This window comes from Pandoraea faecigallinarum, from assembly GCF_001029105.3.
Lineage (GTDB): Bacteria > Pseudomonadota > Gammaproteobacteria > Burkholderiales > Burkholderiaceae > Pandoraea > Pandoraea faecigallinarum.
Map to the genome: position 1 here is coordinate 1,923,630 of NZ_CP011807.3, position 22,025 is coordinate 1,945,654.

19 protein-coding genes and 1 tRNA gene are annotated in these 22,025 nt (G+C 63.7%); 14 read left to right on the forward strand and 6 right to left on the reverse strand.

Features of this window, described 5'->3' with window-relative positions; translation table 11 throughout:
- The first annotated feature begins 56 nt into the window (after positions 1 to 56).
- Both AB870_RS08630 and gltX read left to right on the forward strand, forming a co-directional pair.
- Positions 57 to 272 (forward strand): TOBE domain-containing protein, encoded by a 216-nt coding sequence (locus AB870_RS08630; protein WP_039399140.1) that lies wholly within the window; start codon positions 57 to 59, stop codon positions 270 to 272.
- A 251-nt stretch (positions 273 to 523) separates the two neighbouring features.
- Positions 524 to 1,915, forward strand: coding sequence for a glutamate--tRNA ligase (gltX, locus tag AB870_RS08635; protein WP_047907685.1), 1,392 nt, complete (start codon positions 524 to 526; stop codon positions 1,913 to 1,915).
- A 124-nt stretch (positions 1,916 to 2,039) separates the two neighbouring features.
- On the opposite strand, the gene AB870_RS08640 is transcribed toward gltX, so the two are convergent.
- Positions 2,040 to 2,906 carry an inositol monophosphatase family protein gene (locus AB870_RS08640; protein WP_047907686.1) on the reverse strand — a complete coding sequence of 289 codons (867 nt, stop codon included), beginning with the start codon at positions 2,904 to 2,906 and terminating at the stop codon, positions 2,040 to 2,042.
- A gap of 472 nt (positions 2,907 to 3,378) precedes the next feature.
- Between AB870_RS08640 and AB870_RS08645 the strand changes: the two genes are divergently transcribed.
- Both AB870_RS08645 and cysE read left to right on the forward strand, forming a co-directional pair.
- Positions 3,379 to 4,236 (forward strand): RNA methyltransferase, encoded by an 858-nt coding sequence (locus AB870_RS08645; RefSeq protein WP_084663472.1) that lies wholly within the window; start codon positions 3,379 to 3,381, stop codon positions 4,234 to 4,236.
- Positions 4,237 to 4,558: 322 nt separating this feature from the next.
- Positions 4,559 to 5,338, forward strand: a complete 780-nt coding sequence (cysE, locus tag AB870_RS08650) for a serine O-acetyltransferase (RefSeq protein WP_047907687.1) — start codon at positions 4,559 to 4,561, stop codon at positions 5,336 to 5,338.
- Between the two features lie 85 nt (positions 5,339 to 5,423).
- Here the strand turns inward: cysE and AB870_RS08655 are convergent, their stop codons facing one another.
- From AB870_RS08655 to AB870_RS08670, 4 genes are all read right to left on the reverse strand, one after another.
- Entirely contained in the window at positions 5,424 to 6,233 is an 810-nt protein-coding gene (locus AB870_RS08655) for a UDP-2,3-diacylglucosamine diphosphatase (protein ID WP_053059634.1), read from the reverse strand.
- A gap of 64 nt (positions 6,234 to 6,297) precedes the next feature.
- On the reverse strand, positions 6,298 to 6,792 hold the full coding sequence (locus AB870_RS08660; RefSeq protein ID WP_047907689.1) for a peptidylprolyl isomerase: 495 nt from the start codon (positions 6,790 to 6,792) through the stop codon (positions 6,298 to 6,300).
- 45 nt (positions 6,793 to 6,837) lie between these two features.
- Positions 6,838 to 7,425, reverse strand: a complete 588-nt coding sequence (locus tag AB870_RS08665) for a peptidylprolyl isomerase (protein WP_418304001.1) — start codon at positions 7,423 to 7,425, stop codon at positions 6,838 to 6,840.
- A gap of 67 nt (positions 7,426 to 7,492) precedes the next feature.
- On the reverse strand, positions 7,493 to 8,245 hold the full coding sequence (locus tag AB870_RS08670; RefSeq protein WP_053059635.1) for a tetratricopeptide repeat protein: 753 nt from the start codon (positions 8,243 to 8,245) through the stop codon (positions 7,493 to 7,495).
- A 232-nt stretch (positions 8,246 to 8,477) separates the two neighbouring features.
- Between AB870_RS08670 and cysS the strand changes: the two genes are divergently transcribed.
- From cysS to AB870_RS08715, 8 genes are all read left to right on the forward strand, one after another.
- Positions 8,478 to 9,881: a cysteine--tRNA ligase gene (cysS, locus tag AB870_RS08675; RefSeq protein ID WP_047907690.1), complete on the forward strand. Its 1,404-nt coding sequence runs from the start codon at positions 8,478 to 8,480 to the stop codon at positions 9,879 to 9,881.
- Positions 9,882 to 9,905: 24 nt separating this feature from the next.
- Complete coding sequence (locus AB870_RS08680) at positions 9,906 to 11,045, forward strand: DNA-3-methyladenine glycosylase family protein (protein WP_047907691.1); 1,140 nt, start codon at positions 9,906 to 9,908, stop codon at positions 11,043 to 11,045.
- Positions 11,046 to 11,267: 222 nt separating this feature from the next.
- On the forward strand, positions 11,268 to 12,236 hold the full coding sequence (locus AB870_RS08685) for an acetyl-CoA carboxylase carboxyltransferase subunit alpha (RefSeq protein ID WP_047907692.1): 969 nt from the start codon (positions 11,268 to 11,270) through the stop codon (positions 12,234 to 12,236).
- Positions 12,237 to 12,588: 352 nt separating this feature from the next.
- Positions 12,589 to 13,914: a tRNA lysidine(34) synthetase TilS gene (gene tilS, locus AB870_RS08690; RefSeq protein WP_053059636.1), complete on the forward strand. Its 1,326-nt coding sequence runs from the start codon at positions 12,589 to 12,591 to the stop codon at positions 13,912 to 13,914.
- 207 nt (positions 13,915 to 14,121) lie between these two features.
- Positions 14,122 to 15,372 carry an aspartate kinase gene (locus tag AB870_RS08695; RefSeq protein ID WP_047907693.1) on the forward strand — a complete coding sequence of 417 codons (1,251 nt, stop codon included), beginning with the start codon at positions 14,122 to 14,124 and terminating at the stop codon, positions 15,370 to 15,372.
- 247 nt (positions 15,373 to 15,619) lie between these two features.
- A tRNA-Ser gene (locus tag AB870_RS08705) sits at positions 15,620 to 15,713 on the forward strand.
- 156 nt (positions 15,714 to 15,869) lie between these two features.
- Entirely contained in the window at positions 15,870 to 16,211 is a 342-nt protein-coding gene (locus AB870_RS08710; RefSeq protein WP_044455358.1) for an FKBP-type peptidyl-prolyl cis-trans isomerase, read from the forward strand.
- A gap of 129 nt (positions 16,212 to 16,340) precedes the next feature.
- Entirely contained in the window at positions 16,341 to 17,582 is a 1,242-nt protein-coding gene (locus AB870_RS08715) for an MFS transporter (RefSeq protein WP_157112278.1), read from the forward strand.
- A 154-nt stretch (positions 17,583 to 17,736) separates the two neighbouring features.
- On the opposite strand, the gene AB870_RS08720 is transcribed toward AB870_RS08715, so the two are convergent.
- The gene (locus AB870_RS08720; RefSeq protein ID WP_084663478.1) at positions 17,737 to 18,639 is read right to left on the reverse strand and encodes an aspartyl/asparaginyl beta-hydroxylase domain-containing protein; all 903 of its coding nucleotides are present in this window, start codon (positions 18,637 to 18,639) and stop codon (positions 17,737 to 17,739) included.
- Positions 18,640 to 18,886: 247 nt separating this feature from the next.
- On the opposite strand from AB870_RS08720, the gene AB870_RS08725 reads away from it, so the two are divergent.
- Together AB870_RS08725 and AB870_RS08730 are read left to right on the forward strand one after the other, a co-directional pair.
- Positions 18,887 to 20,941 (forward strand): extracellular solute-binding protein, encoded by a 2,055-nt coding sequence (locus AB870_RS08725; RefSeq protein WP_237170084.1) that lies wholly within the window; start codon positions 18,887 to 18,889, stop codon positions 20,939 to 20,941.
- A gap of 2 nt (positions 20,942 to 20,943) precedes the next feature.
- Entirely contained in the window at positions 20,944 to 21,999 is a 1,056-nt protein-coding gene (locus AB870_RS08730) for a microcin C ABC transporter permease YejB (RefSeq protein WP_039399120.1), read from the forward strand.
- Positions 22,000 to 22,025 lie beyond the last annotated feature (26 nt).

Consider the following 22,025-nt stretch of genomic DNA (forward strand, 5'->3'; position numbering starts at 1 on the left):
CCGCCGATTCAGAACCGTTTTTCCGAACCGATTTTTTCCGAACACAGGAGTTCACCATGGGTATCACTGCTATCAACGTGCGCAACCAGTTCAAGGGCCGTATTCGCGAAATTCTGCGCGGTCCCGTGCTCTCGGAGGTCGACGTCGAGACGCCAAGCGGCATCGTGACGTCGGTCATCACCACGCGCTCCATCGACGAACTGCGTCTGGACATCGGCTCCGAAGTCGTGGCGCTGGTCAAGGCCACCGAAGTTTCGTTGGCCAAGCTCTGAGCCGAATCCGGCGGGACGGGGCCGATCGTCCGTCCTGCCGTTTTCCTGCGTGGGAACCTGCATCGGATACGCGCGGGGGCGACGTCCGATGCAGGATGCAGGAAATTCCGAGGCCCATCTCGGACTGTGCCGCGAATGCACGCACTCGGCTGATATAATGACGGCTTCCAAATGTTGGCGACCCGCCTGCGCGAGACCCTCCGCCGCGGGCGTTTTTGTTTGTCGCCGACGCGATGCACCGAAGCCAAACCATGACCACTGTCCGCACCCGCTTTGCGCCTAGCCCGACCGGTTTCATCCACCTGGGCAACATCCGCTCCGCTCTCTATCCGTGGGCCTTTGCGCGTCACAACAACGGCGCGTTCATCCTGCGCATCGAAGACACCGATCTCGAACGTTCGTCCGAAGCCGCCGTGCAGGTCATTCTGGAAGGCATGGAATGGCTCGGGCTGGATTACGACGAAGGTCCGTTCTATCAGATGCAGCGCATGGATCGCTATCGCGAAGTGCTGGAGCAACTGAAGGCGGGCGGTCACGTGTACCCGTGCTACATGAGCATGGAAGCGTTGGACGAATTGCGCGAGCAGCAGCGCGCGCGTGGCGAGAAGCCGCGTTACGACGGCCGCTGGCGTCCGGAGCCGGGCAAGGTGCTGCCCGAACCGCCGGCCGGCGTGCAGCCGGTGCTGCGCTTCAAGAACCCGCTCTCCGGCAGTGTGGTCTGGGAGGACGCGGTGAAGGGGCGCATCGAAATCTCGAACGACGAACTCGACGATCTGGTGATCGCGCGCCCCGATGGCACGCCGACGTATAACTTCTGCGTGGTCGTCGACGACATCGACATGGACATCACGCATGTGATTCGCGGCGACGACCATGTGAACAACACCCCGCGTCAGATCAACATCTTCGAAGCGCTCGGCAAGCGGCCGCCGGTGTACGCCCATTTGCCCACGGTGCTCAACGACCAGGGCGAGAAGATGTCCAAACGCAATGGCGCGATGAGCGTCGTGCAGTACCGCGAAGAGGGTTATCTGCCCGAAGCCGTGGTGAACTATCTGGCGCGTCTGGGCTGGGCGCACGGCGATGCCGAAGTGTTCTCGCGCGAGCAGTTCGTCGCGTGGTTCGATCTGGAACATCTGGGCAAGTCGCCCGCACAGCACAATCCGGAAAAGCTTCAGTGGCTCAACAACCAGTATCTGAAGCAGGCCGATAACGAGCGTCTGGCCGGTCTGACCGAGCCGTTCCTGCAAAAGGCGGGCGTGTCGATCGACGGCGGTCCTTCGCTGGCCGGTGTCGTCGGCCTGTTCAAGGATCGCGCGAACACGATCAGGGACATCGCCGCGAGCGCCGAGATGTTCTACCGTCAGCCGGCCCCGTCGGCCGACGACCTGGCACAACACATGACGGACGCGGCACGTGCGGCGGTGAAGGATCTCGCCGCAGCCCTGGCGGCATTGCCCGAGTGGAAGAAGGAAGCCATCTCGCCGGCATTCAAGGCGACGCTCGCGCAGCACGGCATGAAGATGCCCCAACTGGCGATGCCGGTACGCCTGCTGGTGGTCGGCACGACGCATACGCCGGCCATCGACGCGGTGCTCGAATTGTTGGGCCGCGATACGGTGCTCGCGCGTCTGAGCGCCTGACGGCATCGGCTGTGTCGTTCCTGGCGCCGCCGTGGCGGCGCCCGATACGAAAAAACCCCGGCATGCTTGCGCATCGCCGGGGTTTTTTCGTGGGACACCGCTGACGATGCCCCACCGCGCGGCCTCATGCCGGCGGGTTGCTTTCCGTGTTCAGCGACAGGGTCGCGCCTGCTCTGGACGACGTGGCCGGACGCTTCGTGAGCGAGTAGCCTTCGAGCAGCTTGACCATCTGGGCGTAGATCTTCGGGTTGCCTGCGAGGATTTCGCCTTCGAACAGGAAATCCGATTCGCCGGTGTAGTTGCCGACCAGCCCCCCGGCTTCGGTAATCAGCAGGCTGCCGGCGGCCATGTCCCAAGGGTTCAGGCCTTGCTCGAAGAAGCCGTCCATGCGACCGGCGGCCACGTTCGCGAGGTCCAGTGCGGCAGCGCCGGGGCGGCGAATGCCCGCGCAGTGTTCGGTCATCGTGCCGAACATCTTCAGATAATTTTCCACGCCTTGCAGATCGCGGAACGGGAAGCCCGTACCGATCAGACCGTCGGCGAGACGGTCGCGGCGCGAGACGCGGATGCGCTTGCCGTCAAGGAATGCGCCGCGGCCGCGCGAGGCGGTGAACAGCTCGTTGCGGGTCGGATCGTAGATCACCGCTTGCGAGACAATGCCCTTGTGCGACAGCGCAATCGATGTGCAGTAGTAGGGCAGGCCGTGGATGAAGTTGGTGGTGCCGTCCAGCGGATCGATGATCCACTGGTATTCCGAGTCCGAATTGCCGTGCGCTTCGCCCGATTCTTCGGCGAGGATGGCGTGCTCGGGATAGGCTTCGAGGAGAACCTGAATGATCGCTTGCTCGGCCGCTTTGTCCACTTCCGTCACGAAGTCGTTGTGCTGTTTCTTGCTGACCTTGACGGTATCGATGTCGAGGGAGGCCCGGCTGATGATGCTGCCGGCGCGGCGCGCGGCTTTCACCGCGATATTGAGCATGGGATGCTGCATGACAGATTCCTGTTAAGGCCATCGCCGGCGGAGCGCGCGACCCCCGTTGGGCCGGCCGGCAGGCGTGGCAGACAAAGCGAACAAATTGAGCAAGAGCGATGCCCGGCAAGGGCCGCGCACGGAATGGCGGCTCGTTTGCGGGGACGAAAACGCGCATTCTACCAAAAATGGCGACGGCGCGCTTCGGAACGTGCGTGTTCTGACCCTTTTTCGGTTCGCATATGTCGGCCCCATGGTCGGCCCCACGGCCGGTCCCATCTATCCGGGGCGATGTCCGCCTTCGTCACCTCCCGCCCGTCGAATCAGGCAAAATAGCGGCATTACGCGGGATGGCGCACGAGGGCGCGAATGCCACGGCGGCCTTGCGCTCGCCGTCCGAACGCTCCCGTGCGTGTTCCCGGGGGTGTTCTCATGTGTGCCGTCCATCCCGATTTTTCGTCTCCTCTCGTCGCCCGCCCGCCATCGCTGTCTCATGTCCCAGTCTGCTGCTTCCTCCTCGTCTGCCTCGTGCGCCACGTCCGGTGCATCGTCCAGTGCGTCGTCGATCTTCGGCCGCGTGCGTTTCGTGCTCAACGAGACGAGCCATCCCGGTAACGTCGGTTCTGCCGCGCGGGCGATCAAGACGATGGGCTTCGGGCGGTTGGTGCTCGCGGCACCGCGCGCCGGGGCCGGCATTCTGCGCGACCCGGAGGCCATCGCGCTGGCGAGCGGCGCCGACGACGTGCTCGCGAATGCCCTGGTCCTGCCCGACCTCGACGCGGCTTTGCAGGGCGTGAGCTGGGCCGTCGCGCTGTCTGCCCGTTCACGCGAGTACGGTCCGCCCAATGCCGACCCCCGCGAGAGCGCGGCGCTTGCCGTTGAGCATGCGGGGCAGGGCGACGCCGTGGCGTTCGTCTTCGGCAGCGAGCGCACCGGCCTGTCGAATGCGGACGTGGAGCGTTGCAACGCGCTCGTGCACATCCCGGCCAATCCCGAGTACAGCTCGCTCAATCTTTCGCAGGCGGTGCAGTTGATCGCCTGGGAGATGCGCATGGCCTGTCTCGCGCACGAGCGTGGCCACGCGCCCGGCGCCGCGCTGGCGACGGCGCCAGCGGTACTGTCCCCCGGCGCGGCCCAGCACGAAGCGCTCGCGACGCGCGACGACGTCGAAGGCATGCTCGCGCATCTGGAACGTGCGCTCGTCGATCTCGATTTTCTCGACCCCGACAATCCGAAAAAGCTGATGACGCGTTTGCGGCGTCTGTTCGCGAAGAGCCATCTGGCTCGCGAGGAAGTCAACATTCTGCGCGGCATCGCGAAGCACATTCTCGAGCGCAGGATGCGTCGCTGATCGCGCTGTCACGAACGTACGGGCGCATGCGCATGCCGGAGCGCGCCGAGCGGAAATCTCATACAATCCTCGGTCACAAGCTTATAAGTCTCTCGCGGATATGAACCGTTTGCGCCAGCGTTGCGCTGCTTCTCTGCCTTATCACGTTCACTGTTGTTAGCCCCGCGCTGACTTGCGTGACGCTGCGCCGCCCAGGCGTGTGCCGCCACCTCGCAGTGCCTGTCGGCCGCCCTCGGCCCGCACTGCCCCGCACTCCATGCCAATTCGCGTCGATCCGCCCTGAGACGGCCGCACGACGCACGACAGGACCGAACCCAGGCTCATGTTCACTCGTCTTCGCGAAGATATCGCCGCCATCCGGCAAAAGGATCCCGCCGCCCGCAGCAACTGGGAGGTCTTCACCTGCTATCCCGGCCTGCACGCCGTGATGCTGCATCGCGTGGCCCATCGTTGCTGGACGGCGGGTTTCAAGTGGCTCGGCCGCTACGTCTCGCAGTACGCCCGTTTTCTCACAGGCATTGAAATCCACCCCGGCGCCACACTCGGGCGACGCGTTTTCATCGACCACGGCATGGGCGTGGTAATCGGCGAGACGGCAGTGATCGGCGACGACTGCACGATCTATCAGGGCGTCACGCTTGGCGGCACATCGCTCGCTCGCGGTGCGAAGCGCCACCCGACGCTTGAGCCCGGCGTGATCGTTGGCGCGGGCGCGAAGGTGCTCGGCGGCTTTACGGTGGGCGAGGGCGCGAAGATCGGATCGAATGCGGTTGTCGTGAAGGCGGTGCCGGCCGGTGGCACGGCCGTGGGCAATCCGGCGCGCATCATTCGTCCCGATAAGACGCGCGACGGTGCCGATGCCAAGTCGCCGGAGAACGGGCGCAAGACGGAATTCTCCGCTTACGGCATTACGCCGAACGCCGACGATCCGGTCTCGCTCGCCATTCACGGTCTGATCGAAAACGCGACCGATCAGGCACACAAGATCGATGTGATGGTCGCGGCGCTCAATCAGCTCGGCGCGCATCTCGAAGCGCTTGGCGCAAGCACGATCGATACGGCCGAACTGCGCAAGCTCGGCAAGGAAATTCAGGACATGTGACCGGCACACACGTCGCACCATGCGAAAACGGTTCGCTTTCGAGCGAACCGTTTTGCCTTGAGCGTGCGATGGCGGCGCACGCGTTTCAGACTGCGCGTGTCGACGGCGAGAGGTCGATGGCTCGCAGTCCGTGGGCATCCCACTGCAGATAACCGCCGCGCGGCGGATCCACATCGAATTCCCAGTCGGGCAGCACCCAGCGTACACGGCGGCCGTCGACGTGACGGGCAGGGCGGTGCGTGTGGCCGTGCACGAGCGTGCGCTCGCCGGCCGCATCGAGCAACGCGGCGATCGCGCTGGCATTGGCGTCGGCATAGGCCATGCGATGCGCGCCCTTGGCGGCGCTGCGCCGCCGGATGCGATCGGCGATGCCCATGCGCACCCGCAGCGGCAGTGTCAGAAAAAGCGCCTTGCCGAGCGGCGAATGCGCAATGCGGCGAAAGCGCTGATAGCCCACGTCGTCGGTGCACAGCTGATCGCCGTGACTGAGCACGAGCGCCTGTCCGAGGAACGCGAACACGCACGGATCGTCGAGCATGACGGCACCGGCGGCGCGCGCGAAGCGCTTGCCCAGAAGGAAGTCACGGTTGCCGCGCATCACCGCGATGGGCACGCCGCTGGCCGACAGGGCTGCCATGGCGGCCGTCATGCGGCGTGCGAAGGCGCCGAGCGGTTCGGTGGCGGACGATGTCGCACGTGCGGCATTGCACGTATCGGCATCGAGCATGTCGTCGCCGATCCAGTATTCGAACAGATCGCCGAGAATGAAAAGAATGGACGCTTCACGCGCGGGACCGCGCAGGAAGTCTTCGAAGACTTGCACCGTACGCGGCAGCGCCGGCGAGAGGTGAAGATCGGAAATGAAAAGCGCGGGCCCGTCGCCCCGTGGTGTCACGGGGCATTGCGGGCACCGCGCAGTCGATACTGGCATCGAGTGTCGCAGTTCGCAGTGTGCGCGCTTACGCGACGATCACGGCCTTCTCGATAACGACGTCGTCGACGGGCACGTCCTGATGGAAGCCCTTCGAGCCCGTCTTTACGCCCTTGATCGCGTCGACCACTTCTTGGCCTTCTACGACCTTGCCGAACACGGCGTAACCCCAGCCTTGCGGCGTCGGTGCGCTGTGGTTCAGGAAATCGTTGTCGTTCACGTTGATGAAGAACTGAGCCGTGGCCGAATGCGGATCGTTCGTGCGCGCCATGGCCAGCGTGTACTTGTCGTTCTTCAAGCCGTTGTTGGCTTCGTTTTCGATCGGCGCTTCGGTCGGCTTTTGCTTCATGCCGGCTTCGAAACCGCCGCCTTGCACCATGAAACCGTTGATGACACGGTGGAACACCGTGCCGTCGTAGAAGCCCTTCTTGACGTAGTCGAGGAAGTTGGCGACCGTCTTCGGTGCCTTGGCTTCGTCGAGTTCGATGCGAATGACGCCGTGATTGGTGTGCAGTTCAACCATGATGCTTTCCTTCTAATGAAATGGTCCCGGCGGGCCGGAGGATTTTCAGCGCTTGACGACGCTGGCCGATTCGATCACGACCGCGGTGGCAGGCACGTCGGAGTACATGCCCTTGCGGGTCGTGGCCACACCCTTGATCTTCTCGACGGTGTCCATGCCGGACACCACCTTGCCGAATACCGTATAGCCGAAGCCGTCCGGGTTGGGGTAATCCAGTGACGCATTATCCTTCACATTGATGAAGAATTGCGCGGTCGCCGAATTCGGGTCCGACGTGCGTGCCATCGCGATGGTGCCGGTCGTGTTCTTCAGGCCGTTCTTCGATTCGCTGGGAATCGCGGCGCGCGTGGGCTTCTGGTCCATGTCCGGGGTGAAGCCGCCGCCCTGAATCATGAAGCGGTTGATCACGCGATGGAAGATTGTGCCGTTATAGAAACCGTCGTTGACGTATTGCAGGAAGTTCTCGACCGTCCGGGGCGCCGCCTTCGGGTTGAGTTCGACCACGAAGTTGCCGAGCGACGTCTTGAACTGCACCCGCGGTTGCGCATTCTGGGCGAAGGCCGGCAGGCTCGTGCCCGTCAGCGCGGCTGCGGCGATCACGGTGCCGGCACAGCCGAGCAGTGCGCGACGCAGACGATTCGGAAAGGACATGCGTGTCTCCATGACGTAAGGGGAATCGCTTCGAGTCGAAGCGCCGGGCTTAGTTGCCCGACTTGCCGACGTTTTTCAGTTCGGCATCTTCGTTCGTCTTCGCGGGCGACGGTGCCTGGCTGACCGGTGCGGCGCGCTGCGGGGCCAGCATGTTGGACAACGTCTTCTCGCGATTCGATACGCGAGCGGTCGGTGCGAGCTTCAGAGATTTCTGATAAGCCTGTTGCGCGAGCTTGGCATAGACGTCGCCGAGATTCGAGTAGGCGATCGCGAAACCCGGGTTGTTGCGAATCGCGCTCTCGAGCGCGGCGCGCGCCTTGTCGTACTCGCCCGCCTGCGCGTAGAGCGCGGCGAGGTTGTTGAACGGTTCGGGCAATTCCGGAAAATCCTGCGTGAGCGCCGTGAAGACGTCGATGGCTTGCGCATTACGGCCCATTTCCATGAGCACGCGGCCGTGCGTGAAGCGCACCTGTGCGTCGCGCGGGTACTGCTTCAGATGCGCGTCGATCTTGGTCAGGGCGTCGTCGAACTTGCCGGCGGCGACCAGTTTGTTGATGGCCGATTCGCTCGCCTGTTGCGGCGTTTGCAGCGGGGCGGGCGGGGGCGGATCGGTAATGGCCTGCGCGCCGGCAGGCAGCGCGAACAGCGCGCCTGCCAGGCCGAGCGTGGCGCCCGCGAGTACCGATGCGCGCGTTAGCGAACGAGCGTTGGCGGCAGCGGCGAGAACCGGGCGGAGACGGGAGGCGAGGCGCGAGCAAAGGCGCGTGGACGGGTGCAAAAGTGACCGGCTTCGTTGCGTCATGGTGGGTGCTTGGGATACCTGAGAGGTGCGCAAGAGATGCTATACTCGGCCGCATTCTAACAAAACACCTGCGCCCGGCCCGCGCCATTTCTCGATGTGGCGGTGGAGGCGGTTCGCGGGTTCGTTTTTTCTACCGCACGGCGCGCAGCCCGCCTCGCGATGTCGCTCCCGTTTCACGTGAGGATGTCGTCGCAGCGTCCGGCGCTGTTGCCGCCCGGTCAAGCGCATATCTATGGATTCACTCCGTGTCTACAACTCGCTCGCGCGAGATAAACAGCCGTTCGTACCCCTCGTCCCTGGCGAAGTCCGCATGTATGTCTGCGGGATGACGGTGTACGACTACTGTCACATCGGTCATGCGCGCGTGATGGTGGTGTTCGACATGGTGCAGCGCTGGTTGCGCACGCTGGGCTATCGCGTGACGTACGTGCGCAATATCACGGATATCGACGACAAGATCATCAAGCGTGCCGTGGAGAACGGCGAGACGATGCGCGCGCTCACCACGCGTTTCATTGCCGCCATGCATGAAGATGCCGACGCGCTCGGTGTGCAGCGTCCCGACGAGGAGCCGCGCGCGACGGATTTCATCCCGCAGATGGTGGACATGATCGGCACGTTGCAGCGCAACGGCTACGCCTATCAGGCCGAAGACGGCGACGTGAACTATGCCGTGCGCAGGTTCGCCACCTACGGCCGGCTTTCCGGCAAGTCCATCGAGGACCTGCGCGCGGGCGAGCGCGTGGCGGCCAACACGGCCAAGCAGGATCCGCTCGATTTCGTGCTGTGGAAGCGGGCGAAGGACACCGAGCCGGAAGAATCGAAATGGGCGTCCCCGTGGGGGGCGGGCCGCCCGGGCTGGCACATCGAGTGCTCGGCCATGAGCTGCCAGTTGCTCGGCAATCACTTCGACATTCACGGCGGCGGCGCCGATCTGCAATTCCCGCATCATGAGAACGAAATTGCGCAAAGCGAAGGGGCGACGGGCGAGACGTTCGTGAATTACTGGATGCACAACGGCTTCGTGCGCGTGGACAACGAGAAGATGTCCAAGTCGCTCGGCAACTTCTTCACGATTCGCGAGGTGTTGGCGAAGTTCGATGCCGAGGTGGTGCGCTTTTTCATTCTGCGCGCCCAGTATCGCAGTCCGCTCAACTACAGCGACGCGCACCTGGACGACGCGCGCGGCGGGCTCACGCGCCTTTACACGGCGCTCAAGGATGCCGCTGGCGACGGCGCGCCGCTCGACTGGGACGAGCCGTTCGCGCAGCGCTTCGCGGCGGCCATGAACGACGACTTCAACACGCCGGTGGCGATCTCCGTGCTGTTCGAACTGGCAGGCGAAATCAACAAGCAGCGCGACCCTGTGCTGGTGCGTCAGTTGCAGGGGCTTGCGGGCACGCTCGGCTTGCTTGGCCGCGATCCGCAATCGTTCCTGCAAGGGGCGGCGGGTGCGGACACCGAGGGGAACGGCGATGCGTTGCGGGCGTCGGTCGAGGCGCGCATCGAAGCGCGCGCGCAGGCCAAACGCGATCGCAACTTCGCCGAAGCCGATCGCATTCGCGCCGAATTGCTGTCCGAAGGCATCGTGCTGGAAGACCGTCCCGGAGGCGCCACCGAATGGCGTCGTGCCTGAGCGCGACGCATCGAGGCGAAACTCATGGTGACTCGTAAATCCGTAGCCGCGAAGGTTGCGACCAAGACCCCGGCAGGCACGCGTGCCGCGAAAGGCGTGACGCGGGCGGCCAGGTCGGTGTCGACGTCCGATGACGCCGTACGCCGCACGCCTGCGCGCAAGTCGATTGCGCCGGACACGGCGGCAACCCGGACGGCCGGCAAGGCTGCGGCGGCCAAAGCGCCTGCGAAGGCGCCGGCGGCATCTGCGGGATCGGCCGCACCGGTGGGCACCGCCCGCAAGGCGGCCGCTCAGAAGACGGACAGGGCGGCAAAGACGGAAAGGACAGCAACGAAATCCGTAAAGAAGACAGCGCCGAAGGCCGGAGGGAAAGCGCCGCGCAAGACGGCGTCGAAGCCGGAGACATCTGCGGCAACGACACGCCGCGTCATTGCCAAGCGAGACGGCGAGACCCGTGTCGTCACGCCCGAAATCGAGTCTATCGAGCACGAGGCGGTCGAGCAGGCGGTGACGGGCGTCGTGCCATTGCCCGTCGCGCCGGGCGCATCGCGTCCCGGCTTCTGGGATCAGGCATGCGCCGATCTGATGAAGCGCGACCGCATTCTCAAGAAACTGATTCCCCAGTTCGGCCCGGCGCATCTCACCGGGCGCGGCGAGCCGTTCGTCACGCTCGCGCGTTCGATCGTCGGCCAGCAGATTTCCGTGAAAGCGGCGCAGGCGGTGTGGGATCGCGTGGTCGCGATCTGCCCCAGGCTTTCGCCGTCGCAGTTCATCAAGGCGGGGCACGATGCGCTGGCCGGATGCGGACTGTCGCGTCGCAAGGCCGAGTACATCCTCGATCTGGCCACCCATTTCAAATCCGGTGCGCTGCATGTGGACGCCTGGGCGAGCATGGACGACGAAGCTGTCATTGCCGAGCTGACCGGCATTCGCGGCATTGGGCGCTGGACGGCCGAGATGTTCCTGATGTTCAACCTGTTGCGCCCGGACGTCCTGCCGCTCGATGACGTCGGGCTCATCAATGCCATTAGCGTCAACTATTTCAGCGGCGAGCCCGTCACGCGCAGCGAAGCGCGGGAAGTGGCGGCCAACTGGGAGCCCTGGCGCTCCGTGGCCACGTGGTACATGTGGCGCAGCCTCGAACCTGTGCCGGTCGAGTACTGACCGAATTGCCGTCGCGGAGGGCCGTGCTTGGGATCGGGCCCGGCGATCCATTGAAGCATTTACGGTTTCTGTCGACCTGAGGACGTATAATCCGCGTCCATTCCGTCTCAACCAGTCATTTTTAACGGCTATCGTTGAAAGAGAGGCGATGAAAGTTGCCTATCTTGTCCGGGTAGCTGTGACCGGCGGTACAATACGCTGCCGCATTTCCGGGGAAACCTGATGAAGAACACCTTTTTGGATTTTGAACAGCCGATCGCCGAACTCGAAGCGAAGATCGAAGAGTTGCGCTTCGTGCAGGACGATTCCGCCGTCGACATTTCCGAAGAGATCGAGCGCCTCTCCAAGAAGAGCCAGCAGCTCACCAAGGATATCTACACGAACCTGTCGCCCTGGCAGGTATCGCAAATCTCGCGTCATCCGCAGCGTCCTTACACGCTCGACTATGTGCGCGACATCTTCACCGACTTCCACGAGCTTCATGGCGATCGCGCCTTCGCGGACGATCACGCCATCGTGGGGGGCATGGCGCGCTTCAACGGCCAGGCGTGCATGGTCATCGGTCACCAGAAGGGCCGTGACACCAAGGAGCGTGCGCTGCGCAACTTCGGCATGCCGCGTCCCGAGGGCTATCGCAAGGCCATGCGTCTGATGAAGATGGCCGAGAAGTTCGGTCTGCCGATTTTCACGTTTGTCGACACGCCGGGCGCCTATCCGGGCATCGACGCCGAGGAGCGCGGTCAGTCGGAGGCCATCGGTCACAACCTGTACGTAATGGCCGAGCTCAAGACGCCGATCATTACCACCATCATCGGCGAGGGCGGTTCGGGCGGCGCACTGGCCGTGGCGGTTGCCGACACGGTCATGATGTTGCAGTTCGCGACGTATTCGGTGATTTCGCCGGAAGGTTGCGCGTCGATTCTGTGGAAGAGCGCGGCCAAGGCGCCCGAGGCTGCCGAAGCGCTGGGTCTGACGGCGCACCGTCTCAAGGCGCTCGGCCTGATCGACAAGATCGTCAACGAACCGCTGGGCGGGGCGCAACGCGATCCGCTCGGCATGGCCGGCATGCTCAAGCGTGCGCTGGCCGACTCGCTGCGTCAGTTCCAGGGCATCAGCCACAAGGAATTGCTGGAGCGTCGTTTCGAGCGCCTGATGAGCTATGGCAAATTCAAGGAAGCCGGCGCGAAGTAAGGCGTCTGCCAATGCGTCGTCGCCCGTGGTGGCGACGACGCCGAATCCGATGCCTCGTCACGATTCTTCCGCTGCCGCGTTCGCATCTGCCCGATGCGACGCGGCAGTGGCACATGTGGACATCGCTTTGCGTCTCGCGTTGACGACGCATGTGCTGTCTGGCGACGCTTCTCATTCGCCGTCTGCCTCGCGTCGCCCGGCTGCCCCGTCGGGCGCATTGGGCGCATTGGCCCCATTGACCACATTCGCCGCCTCTGTCCCGTCTGCCACGTCTTCTTCGACGTCCCCAGCGTCCTCGTCCGGCTGTGCGGCTCCCCGTCTTGCACTTGCCCTGAGCGGCGGCCTCGATTCGATGGTGCTGCTCGATGCGCTGTCGCGCTGGGTGCAAAAGCGGCGCGAAGCGGGCGATGCCGTTACGCAGCCGCTGGCCATCCATATTCACCACGGACTCTCCGGGCATGCGGACGAGTGGCTTGACGTGTGCGAGCGGGAGGCGCGTTTGCGCGGATTTGCGTTCGAAGCCCGGCGTGTGGCGGTGCCGCGCAATGCACGTGAGGGGACCGAAGGGGCGGCGCGTGCGGTGCGCTATGCGGCGCTTGCGTCGACTTGCCGCGAGCACGGCGTCGACTGGTTGCTCACGGCGCACCACGCCAACGACCAGGCGGAGACTGTGCTGTTGCAGATGTTGCGCGGCGCGGGATTGCCCGGTGTGGCGGCAATGGCAATCGAAGGCGCGTTACCCACGGCGGCGCACGAGGGGGGCGGTGTGTCCTCGCTGCACCTGCTGCGCCCGCTGCTCGATGTTTCGCGCGACACGATGCGGGCGTACGCCGAGGCGCGTTCGCTCACGTGGGTGGAAGATCCGTCGAACGAAGACCGGCATTACTTGCGCAACGCGTTGCGTCACGACGTGATGCCTGCGATTGCGTCGCATGTGCCGGCGTATCGCGAGACGTTGGCGAGATTTGCGCGGCATGCGGCGCAGGCGCAGACGTTGCTCGATCAGTTGGGGCAGCTCGACTTCGAGATGGCGCATGTCGAGAGCGCGCACAGCGACGAGCGTCTGTATCGAAGTCGTTTGCAGGGCTTGGACGCGTCTCGTCTTGCGAACCTCTTGCGTTACTGGACGGCGCGTCGCGGGCTGCCGATGCCGCCGGAGGCACGGCTCGACGAATGGGTGCGGCAGATTCGCGATGCACAGGCGCACGCGTCGTTGGCGTTGCCGCATGGCGACGCCGTCTTGCGTCTGTACCGTGATGAATTGCAGTGGACGGCGAGGTACGCCGCCGATCCGGAGGAGATCGTTCCGGACGCGGTGCTACGGTGGTCGGGACAGCGGGAGTGGCACTTGCCGCAGTGGAAGGGCCGTGTCGTGTTCACGCCGCTCTCCGAGGGCGAGTCGCATGAGGGAAGCATCGGCGAATGGGTCTTGCGCGCTGCTCCCTTGGTGGCGAAGGCGAGGGGGGGAGGAGAGCGATGGCGGGCGCGGGCACAGGGGCATTCGCGATCGCTGAAGCATTGGTATCAGAGTCGCGGGGTGGGGGCGTGGTTGCGGAACGTTCCAGTCGTGTGGCAGGAAGACGCAATCGTCTTCGTTCCGAGATTGGGCATCGATGGTAGCGCGCAGGGCGAAGGTGACGGTGGGCGGTGGCGTGTGGAATGGCGCGACGAGATGTGAGTGAGGATCGTCTGCAAAACGCAGCACAATCTGCCGCCAGATGCGGTGTACGTAAGCCAAGACAGTGCAATCTGCGCCAAACCGGCGCCAACGCGAAACATTCGTGCGATAATCGAAAATTCCGCGAATCGAAACGTCTCTGATGCTCAATGAAGGGCATCTGCGCAGGATTCATAAACGGTTTTAAATCAATGTGTTAGCAATGTTATGGCTCTGATCGTACACAAATACGGCGGCACGTCGATGGGCTCGGTGGAGCGCATCAAGAATGTCGCCAAGCGCGTGGCCAAGTGGCACAAGGCCGGTCACAAGATGGTGGTGGTGCCGTCGGCGATGTCCGGCGAGACCAATCGTCTGCTGGGTCTGGCGAAAGAGATTTCGGCCAACCCGGATCCGCGCGAACTCGACGCCATTGCCGCCACCGGTGAGCAAGTGAGCGTTGGCCTGCTGGCGATGGCGCTCAAGGAAGCGGGCGTCGATGCCGTGAGCTATGCGGGCTGGCAAGTACCGATCAAGACCGACAGTGCTTTCACCAAGGCGCGTATTTCGGAAATCGACGACAAGCGTGTCATGGCCGATCTCGATGCCGGCCGCGTGGTCGTCATCACGGGTTTCCAGGGGATTGATCCGAACGGCAACGTGACGACGCTCGGCCGCGGCGGCTCGGACACGTCGGCCGTGGCGGTCGCTGCCGCATTGAAGGCCGACGAGTGTCTGATCTACACCGATGTCGACGGTGTGTACACGACCGATCCGCGTGTGGTTGACGAAGCGCGCCGCCTCGACAAGGTCACCTTCGAAGAAATGCTGGAAATGGCCAGCCTCGGCTCCAAGGTGTTGCAGATCCGTTCGGTGGAATTCGCCGGCAAGTACCAGGTCAAGACTCGCGTGCTGTCGAGCCTGACCGACCCGATGATCGCGCTCGACGAAGAAGCGCGCTCGGGCACGCTGATTACTTTTGAGGAAGACGAACAAATGGAAAAGGCCATCATCTCGGGTATCGCGTTCCAGCGTGACGAGGCCAAGATCACCGTGCGCGGCGTGCCGGATCGTCCGGGCATCGCTTACCAGATCCTCGGCCCGATCGCCGACGCGAACATCGATGTCGACATGATCATCCAGAACCTGAGCGTCGATGGGAAGACCGACTTCACGTTCACGGTGCCGCGTGGCGACTATCAGCGCGCCATGGCGCTGCTGCAAAACGACGTGCAGGGTCATATCGGCGCGGCCGAAGTGCTGGGCGACCCGAAGGTCTCGAAAGTATCGATCGTCGGCGTGGGCATGCGCTCGCACGTCGGTATCGCCAGCAAGGCGTTCCGCACACTGTCGGAAGAGGGCATCAACATTCAGTTGATCTCCACGTCCGAAATCAAGATCTCGGTGCTGATCGACGAGAAGTACATGGAACTCGCCGTGCGCGCGCTGCACAAGGCGTTCGAACTCGATCAGGCGTAAGCCGCCGGAAGTGATCGAACGTCGTTGATCGTGTTGTAGAAGGGCGAGCCGCATGTGATCGCGATGCATGCGGCGCGCAGCGGAAAAATCGTGCAGCGATGCGGGAAATGTCCTCCGAACGTGTCGAAGGCATGACAGGTACGCAAAAAAAGTTGGGTTTCGGTGCGGATAATATTTGACGGCATCGCGAACACTAGGTAGTATCACGGCTTCGTTGCATCACCTCCCTGGTGCGACGACAAGTTTGGGAGACGTGGCCGAGAGGTCGAAGGCACTCCCCTGCTAAGGGAGCATCTGGGCCAAAACCTGGATCGAGGGTTCGAATCCCTCCGTCTCCGCCAAAAGCGGTGACAAAGCCCCGCGAGTTCGAGGACTCGCGGGGCTTTTCTTTTTGTCCTCCCCCCGCCTTCTTTTGCCGCATTCGTTTCCAGCCGTCGCCGGATGAGGTAAAGTAGCACCCCCGTCATCTTTCCGTCGAACTTCGAGCGAGGACAACCATGTCGACCATCACTACCGATTCCGGCCTGCAATACGACGACCTGCAAGTGGGCGATGGCGCCGAAGCCAAGGCGGGCCAGACCGTCACCGTGCACTACACCGGTTGGCTCACCGACGGCACGAAGTTCGATTCCAGCAAGGACCGCAACGACCCGTTTGCCTTTGTGCTCGGTGGCGGCATGGTCATTCGCGGCTGGGACGAAGGCGTGCAGGGCATGAAGGTCGGCGGCAAGCGCAAACTCATCATTCCGGCCGAACTGGGCTACGGTGCACGCGGTGCAGGCGGCGTGATTCCACCGAACGCCACCCTGGTCTTCGAGGTCGATCTGTTGGAAGTCTGAAGCATCGAACGCCGCATCCGGCGGCACGACGCGACAGACACCCCCGGTGCCTCACAGGCACCGGGGGTGTTGTTTTTTTCATGTGTGCCGACGTCACGAGCGTCGGCGGCACAAAGGAGTTCTTACGAGGTGTCTCACTCAGTTACGTCCGTATCGCCTGTTTCACGATTCTGGTTTCCCTTGTCGCTCGTGCTGTTCGAATTCGCGGTCTACATCTCGAACGACATGATCATGCCCGGCATGCCGCTCGTGACGCGCGAATTCGGCGCGTCCGCCGAAGCGACCACGCTCGCGCTCACCGCGGCCATGCTCGGCAACGCGAGTCTGCAATGGTTGCTCGGTCCACTCGCCGAGCGCTACGGTCGTCGTCGTGTATTGCTCTCGGGACTCGCGATGTTCATCGCCGCCTGTCTGGCCGTGCACTACGTGCAGACCATGCCGCAGTTCATCCTCCTACGTTTTCTGCAAGGCATGGGCTGCTGTTTCGTGCTGACGGTCGGCTACCCGACGGTGCATGAAGCGTTCGAGGAGAAGACCGCGGTGCGAGTGATGGCGCTCATGGCGAACGTCTCGCTGCTCTCGCCGCTGTTCGGGCCGCTAGCGGGGGCGGCCGTCGTGTCGTTCTGGCCCTGGCGCAGCATATTCTGGCTTATCGCCATTGTCGCCGTGCTCTCGTTCGTCGGTCTGTATCGCACGATGCCCGAACTCTCGCGTCGCGATCGCAATGCGCTGAATGCGGCGCAGTTGTGGCAGGGCTACAAGCTGCCGCTCGCCAGTGCCCGTTTCTGGCGCGGTGCGCTCCTCACGGGCCTGGCGATTACGCCGCTGCTCTCGTGGATCGCGCTCGGTCCGGTGTTTCTGATCGAGCGCGCCGGCCTGGCGCAGATGCAGTACGCCATGCTGCAAGTGCCGGTGTTCGCCGCGCTGATTCTCGGCAACGTGCTGCTCGCACGTCAGGTCGGGCGCTGGTCCAATGGCCGGCTGCTGGCCACCGGCGTGGCCGCCATGTTGATCGGCGCCGCGGTGTCGCTGGTCGGCACAGCCATTCTCGCGCCCGGCTATCCGGCGCTGCTCATCGGTACCACCTTGCACGCCTTTGGCATGGGCATGAGCTATGGCGTGGTGTACCGCCAGTCGCTGTTCGCCGTCGACAGTCCTAACCGGGCGACGGTGGCGGGCATGCTCAGCATGATTACCATCGTGGTGGCTGTCGTGGTGATCGAGGCGGTGAAGTTCGCATATCTGCACTTCGGCGACGCCGCGCTCGGCATCGGCGCGATGCTGGCGGCAGCGCTCGTCGCGGTACTCGCGGCGAACTTCGTGCCTCCGCCGGCGCAGGACCCCCTCGCGCAACCCGGACGACGCTCGTGAGTCGGTGGCAAGGCTGACGACGGGTGCGACGGCGGCAACAGTCACGACAGTAACGACAGCCACGACGGCCACGGCAGTCGATGCCGTCTCGGCCGGTGCAAAGCGAAAAACGCCAGCGAACACGATTCGCTGGCGTTTTTTCATGAGCGATGCCTCAACTGTGGGCGCGCTCGCCGGACACTGTTTCGGCGTGCCTGGCCGAGGTCGTGGCTGCGGCGGCGGTGGTGTCGCCCGGCGTCTCTTCCGGCCCCTCGCGCGCGCCCGGGTGGCTTGACGCCGGCACAGTGGGTGCCGCCGGCGTCGCGTAGTAGTCCCGCTCCCACTTCTCGTGATTTGCCTTGGCCTGCTGCAACTCGGGCGTTAGCGGCGCGAACGAGAGCAGCAATTTGTTGAGCCACGATATTGGCGCCTTGCACGGGCGTTCGAAATCGACGAACAGCACTACGCGCGTCTCGTCCGTATCGTTATGCACCTGATGCTCGTAGGCGTCGTCGAAAATCACGGCCCGGTTGGCTTGCCAGACGTAACGTTGACCGTCGACCTCGATCCAGCACTTCTCACGCTCGCGCGGCACCTTCAGTGCGAGATGCAGGCGCAGCACGCCGTTGTACGGTCCGCGATGCGGCGGGATTTTCTTGCCTGGCGACAGGATCGAGAAGAACGCCGTGCGCAGACCGGGAATGTCTTCGAGCGCCTTGGCCGTCGCGGGGCAGCGCGCCAGATTGCGTTCCGCGCGCATGCCATACCCGAGAAAGACAAACGTCTGCCACTGATGGTCCTGCGTGATGGTGGCGACATCGGGGGAAATTTCGTGGAAGGCGGGCAGACGCCCCGGGTTGGCGAGGACCGCTTCGAGCTCGCGCGCGATGGCCGGCCCCTGTGCCTCGATGGCGTCGACCCACGGAAACTGAGCGTTATCGAAGATCGGTTTGTCGCCTACCAGTGAATGGCGGGCAATGCTGCGTTGCGCCGCTTCCACACACCGAAAGAAAAATCTGGCGAGCCAGCGGGGCAGGGTACGGTTAGGGTTCTGCGCAGGCGATCGTGTAGCACTCAACGTCGGCCTCCAGGGCTGAAATGGGGGAACCGGGCCGGCGGGAGACGTGTCTTTAAGTGCGGTGAACGCCGGGCTTTTGGGTACAATTGTCGCGCGGTCCGGCCGCGCCGCCAAGTCTCGTGCGGGAAATGTGCGTGAGACGCTGGTTACGAGATGTTTCGCACGGGCGTCTCACAGACCGAAGGGGTGGGGCGGGATGCGTCCGGATCCTCTCAGGCTGGCACTCGCGGTCCAATACAGGAGACGCATGAACGCGCGCAAGACACGGCATCCACACACGACCTGGGGCTCGCTCCGCAGTTTCGTCACATCTGCGGTATTCCGGGTGTTACTGTCCTCTCCGGCGCCGTGCGTCGATTCCGCCGATCCCTGTACCAGCGCCGTCCACATCGACTGGCTTGACGGGCGTCACCGTGCCGGAGCGCCGACCACGGCGCGGATCGCACGGGCCGCCTCCGTTGCCGTCGTGCTGTCGGCCAGCCTGCTGGCGACCTCGGTCGCCCACGCCAAATACGCTATCGCGCAGTACGGCGAGCCGAAGTACGCCGAGGGATTCACACACTTCGATTACGTCAATCCCGATGCGCCACGCGGCGGCACGTTGACGCTTGCGAACCCCGACCGCCGCACCAGTTTCGACAAATTCAATCCGTTCACGTTGCGCGGCACGGCCGCGCCGGGTGTGTCCGGACTCATGTTCGAGACGCTCGGCATCGGCAGCGCCGACGAACCCGCCACCGTCTACGGCCTGCTTGCCGACGACATTGCCGTGGCGCCCGACGGCGCCTCCGTCACGTTTCATCTCAATCCGGCCGCGCGCTTCAACAATGGCGATCCCGTCACGGCGCAGGACGTGAAATATTCGTTCGACACGTTGATGAGTCCGCAATCGGCGCCCGGCTTCAAGGTGATGCTGGCCGACGTGAAAGGCGTGACGGTGCTCGACAAAAGCCGCGTGCGTTTCGACTTCCGTCGCGTGAGCCCGGACCTGCCGTTGCTCGTGTCGTCTGTGCCGGTGTTCTCGCCGAAGTGGGGCGCCGGGCCGCACGGCGAGCGCAAGGCGTTCGATGCGCTGACCTTCGAGCCGCCCGTGGCGAGCGGCCCGTACCGGATCGAGTCCTACGACGGCGGCCGGCGCATCACGTTCCGGCGCGACCCGAATTACTGGGGCAACGGGCTGCCGGTGCGACGCGGCACCTATAACTTCGAGCGCATCGTCTACAAGCTGTACTCCGACGACATCGTGCGGCTCGAAGGCTTCAAGGCCGGAGAGTTCGACGCCATCACGGAATACCGCGCCCGCAGTTGGGTGCGCAGCTACGTCGGCAAGCGATTCAAGGACGGCGAACTCATCAAGCGCGAATTCGCGCATCGCAATGCCGCGGGCATGCAGGGTTTCATTCTGAACACGCGCCGCGATCTGTTTCGCGACGTGCGCGTACGCAAGGCGCTGGACCTTGCGCTGGACTATCAGTGGCTCAATCGTCAACTGTTCTACAACCAGTACCAGCGCATCTACAGCTACTTCACCAACAGCGATCTCGCGGCGCGCGGCATGCCAAGCGATGCGGAACTCAAGTTGCTGAGCCCGTTGCGCAAGATGCTCGATCCGGCCGTGTTCGGACCCATGGTCGTGCAACCGACGACGACCCCGCCGGCAAGTTTGCGCGATAACCTGCGCGAGGCCCGCGAGCTGCTCGCGCAGGCGGGCTGGACGTATCGCGACGGCGCACTGCGCAACGCCAGAGGCGAACCCTTCGTGTTCGAATTCCTCGACGACGGCGGTGCGATGGGGCCGGTCGCGTCGGCATACGCACGCAATCTCGCCAAGCTCGGCATCACGCTCAATTTCCGTACCAGCGATTTCGCGCTGTATCAGAAGCGCCTCGAGACGTTCGACTTCGACATGATCTCGCTGCGCTATCCGGATTCGCAGATCCCCGGCACCGAACTGCTCGACCGGTTCGGCAGCCAGTCCGCCAACGTGGACGGCTCGGATAACGTAATCGGCCTGAAGGACCCGGCGGTCGACGCGCTTCTCGCCGACCTGGTGCGTGCGCACACGTATGAGGATCTGATTGCCGCCGCGCGTGCGCTCGATCGCGTGCTCATGCATGGCTATTACATCGTGCCGCACTGGTTCTCGTCGACGCATCGCATGGCGTACAAGCAGAACCTGCGCTATCCGCAAAAGTTGCCGCTGTATTTCACCGCCGAAGGCTGGCTCGTCTCGACGTGGTGGGATTCGCGCTCGGGCACCGAACAGAAGGCGTCCGCAGCTTCGACCGGAGTCGACCGATAACCATGTGGTCCTACATCCTCAAGCGATTGCTGATCATGATTCCGACGCTGCTCGGCGTGATCACCCTGACCTTCGCGGTCATCCAGTTCGTGCCCGGCGGGCCGGTCGAGCAGGTGATGCTCGAACTCAAGGGGCGCGGCGGCGGCGGTGAGGCGAGCGGGGGCGGCGGTGGCAGCGACTATCGCGGGCGTCGCGGCATCGACGCCCAGCAACTCGCGCAGATCAAGGCCCTCTATGGCTTCGACAAGACCCCGATGGAGCGCTATTGGCTGATGCTCAAACGCTTCGCGCGGTTCGATCTCGGGCAGAGCTATTTTCACCATCAAAGCGTGTGGTCGCTCATCGTATCGAAGCTGCCGGTGTCAATCTCGCTGGGGCTCTGGACGTTCTTTCTCACCTATCTGATATCGGTGCCGTTGGGCATCGCCAAGGCGGTGCGCAACGGGTCGCGCTTCGATACGCTCACCAGTCTGGTCGTGCTCGTGGGGTACGCGATTCCGGGCTTCGTGCTCGGCGTGTTGTTGCTGGTGCTGTTCGGCGGCGGTACGTTCTGGCAGTTGTTCCCGCTGCGCGAGCTGGTCTCCGACAACTGGAGCGATCTGTCGTGGCCCGCAAAGATCACTGACTATCTGTGGCACATCACGTTGCCGGTGACGGCGTCGGTGGTCGGCAGCTTCGCCGTCATTACCATGCTCACGAAAAACGCATTCCTCGACGAAATTCGCCGCCAGTATGTGTTGACGGCGCGCGCCAAGGGGCTCTCCGAGCGTAAGGTGCTGTTCAAGCATGTGTTTCGCAACGCGCTGATTCCGCTCATTACCGGTTTTCCCGCCGCATTCATCGGCGCGTTTTTCGCGGGCAGCCTGCTCATCGAGACGCTGTTTTCGCTCGACGGTCTGGGCCGTCTGTCGTACGAATCGGTGCAGCGCCGCGATTATCCGGTCGTGCTCGGTTCGCTGTATCTGTTCACGCTCATCGGGCTGGTGACGAAGCTCATCTCCGACCTCTGCTACGTGCTGGTCGACCCGCGTATTCAATTCGATCGAGTGGAGCATTGACGTGACCCGATCCGCCACGCCATCGC

What these genes read in the sequence shown, in the direction of transcription:
- AB870_RS08630 (WP_039399140.1), top strand. Translation starts at nt 57, where the DNA reads ATGGGTATCACTGCTATCAACGTGCGCAACCAGTTCAAGGGCCGTATT.
- gltX (WP_047907685.1), top strand. Translation starts at nt 524, where the DNA reads ATGACCACTGTCCGCACCCGCTTTGCGCCTAGCCCGACCGGTTTCATC.
- AB870_RS08640 (WP_047907686.1), bottom strand. Translation starts at nt 2,906, where the DNA reads ATGCAGCATCCCATGCTCAATATCGCGGTGAAAGCCGCGCGCCGCGCC.
- AB870_RS08645 (WP_084663472.1), top strand. Translation starts at nt 3,379, where the DNA reads ATGTCCCAGTCTGCTGCTTCCTCCTCGTCTGCCTCGTGCGCCACGTCC.
- cysE (WP_047907687.1), top strand. Translation starts at nt 4,559, where the DNA reads ATGTTCACTCGTCTTCGCGAAGATATCGCCGCCATCCGGCAAAAGGAT.
- AB870_RS08660 (WP_047907689.1), bottom strand. Translation starts at nt 6,792, where the DNA reads ATGGTTGAACTGCACACCAATCACGGCGTCATTCGCATCGAACTCGAC.
- AB870_RS08670 (WP_053059635.1), bottom strand. Translation starts at nt 8,245, where the DNA reads ATGACGCAACGAAGCCGGTCACTTTTGCACCCGTCCACGCGCCTTTGC.
- cysS (WP_047907690.1), top strand. Translation starts at nt 8,478, where the DNA reads ATGGATTCACTCCGTGTCTACAACTCGCTCGCGCGAGATAAACAGCCG.
- AB870_RS08680 (WP_047907691.1), top strand. Translation starts at nt 9,906, where the DNA reads ATGGTGACTCGTAAATCCGTAGCCGCGAAGGTTGCGACCAAGACCCCG.
- AB870_RS08685 (WP_047907692.1), top strand. Translation starts at nt 11,268, where the DNA reads ATGAAGAACACCTTTTTGGATTTTGAACAGCCGATCGCCGAACTCGAA.
- tilS (WP_053059636.1), top strand. Translation starts at nt 12,589, where the DNA reads ATGGTGCTGCTCGATGCGCTGTCGCGCTGGGTGCAAAAGCGGCGCGAA.
- AB870_RS08695 (WP_047907693.1), top strand. Translation starts at nt 14,122, where the DNA reads ATGGCTCTGATCGTACACAAATACGGCGGCACGTCGATGGGCTCGGTG.
- AB870_RS08710 (WP_044455358.1), top strand. Translation starts at nt 15,870, where the DNA reads ATGTCGACCATCACTACCGATTCCGGCCTGCAATACGACGACCTGCAA.
- AB870_RS08725 (WP_237170084.1), top strand. Translation starts at nt 18,887, where the DNA reads ATGAACGCGCGCAAGACACGGCATCCACACACGACCTGGGGCTCGCTC.
- AB870_RS08730 (WP_039399120.1), top strand. Translation starts at nt 20,944, where the DNA reads ATGTGGTCCTACATCCTCAAGCGATTGCTGATCATGATTCCGACGCTG.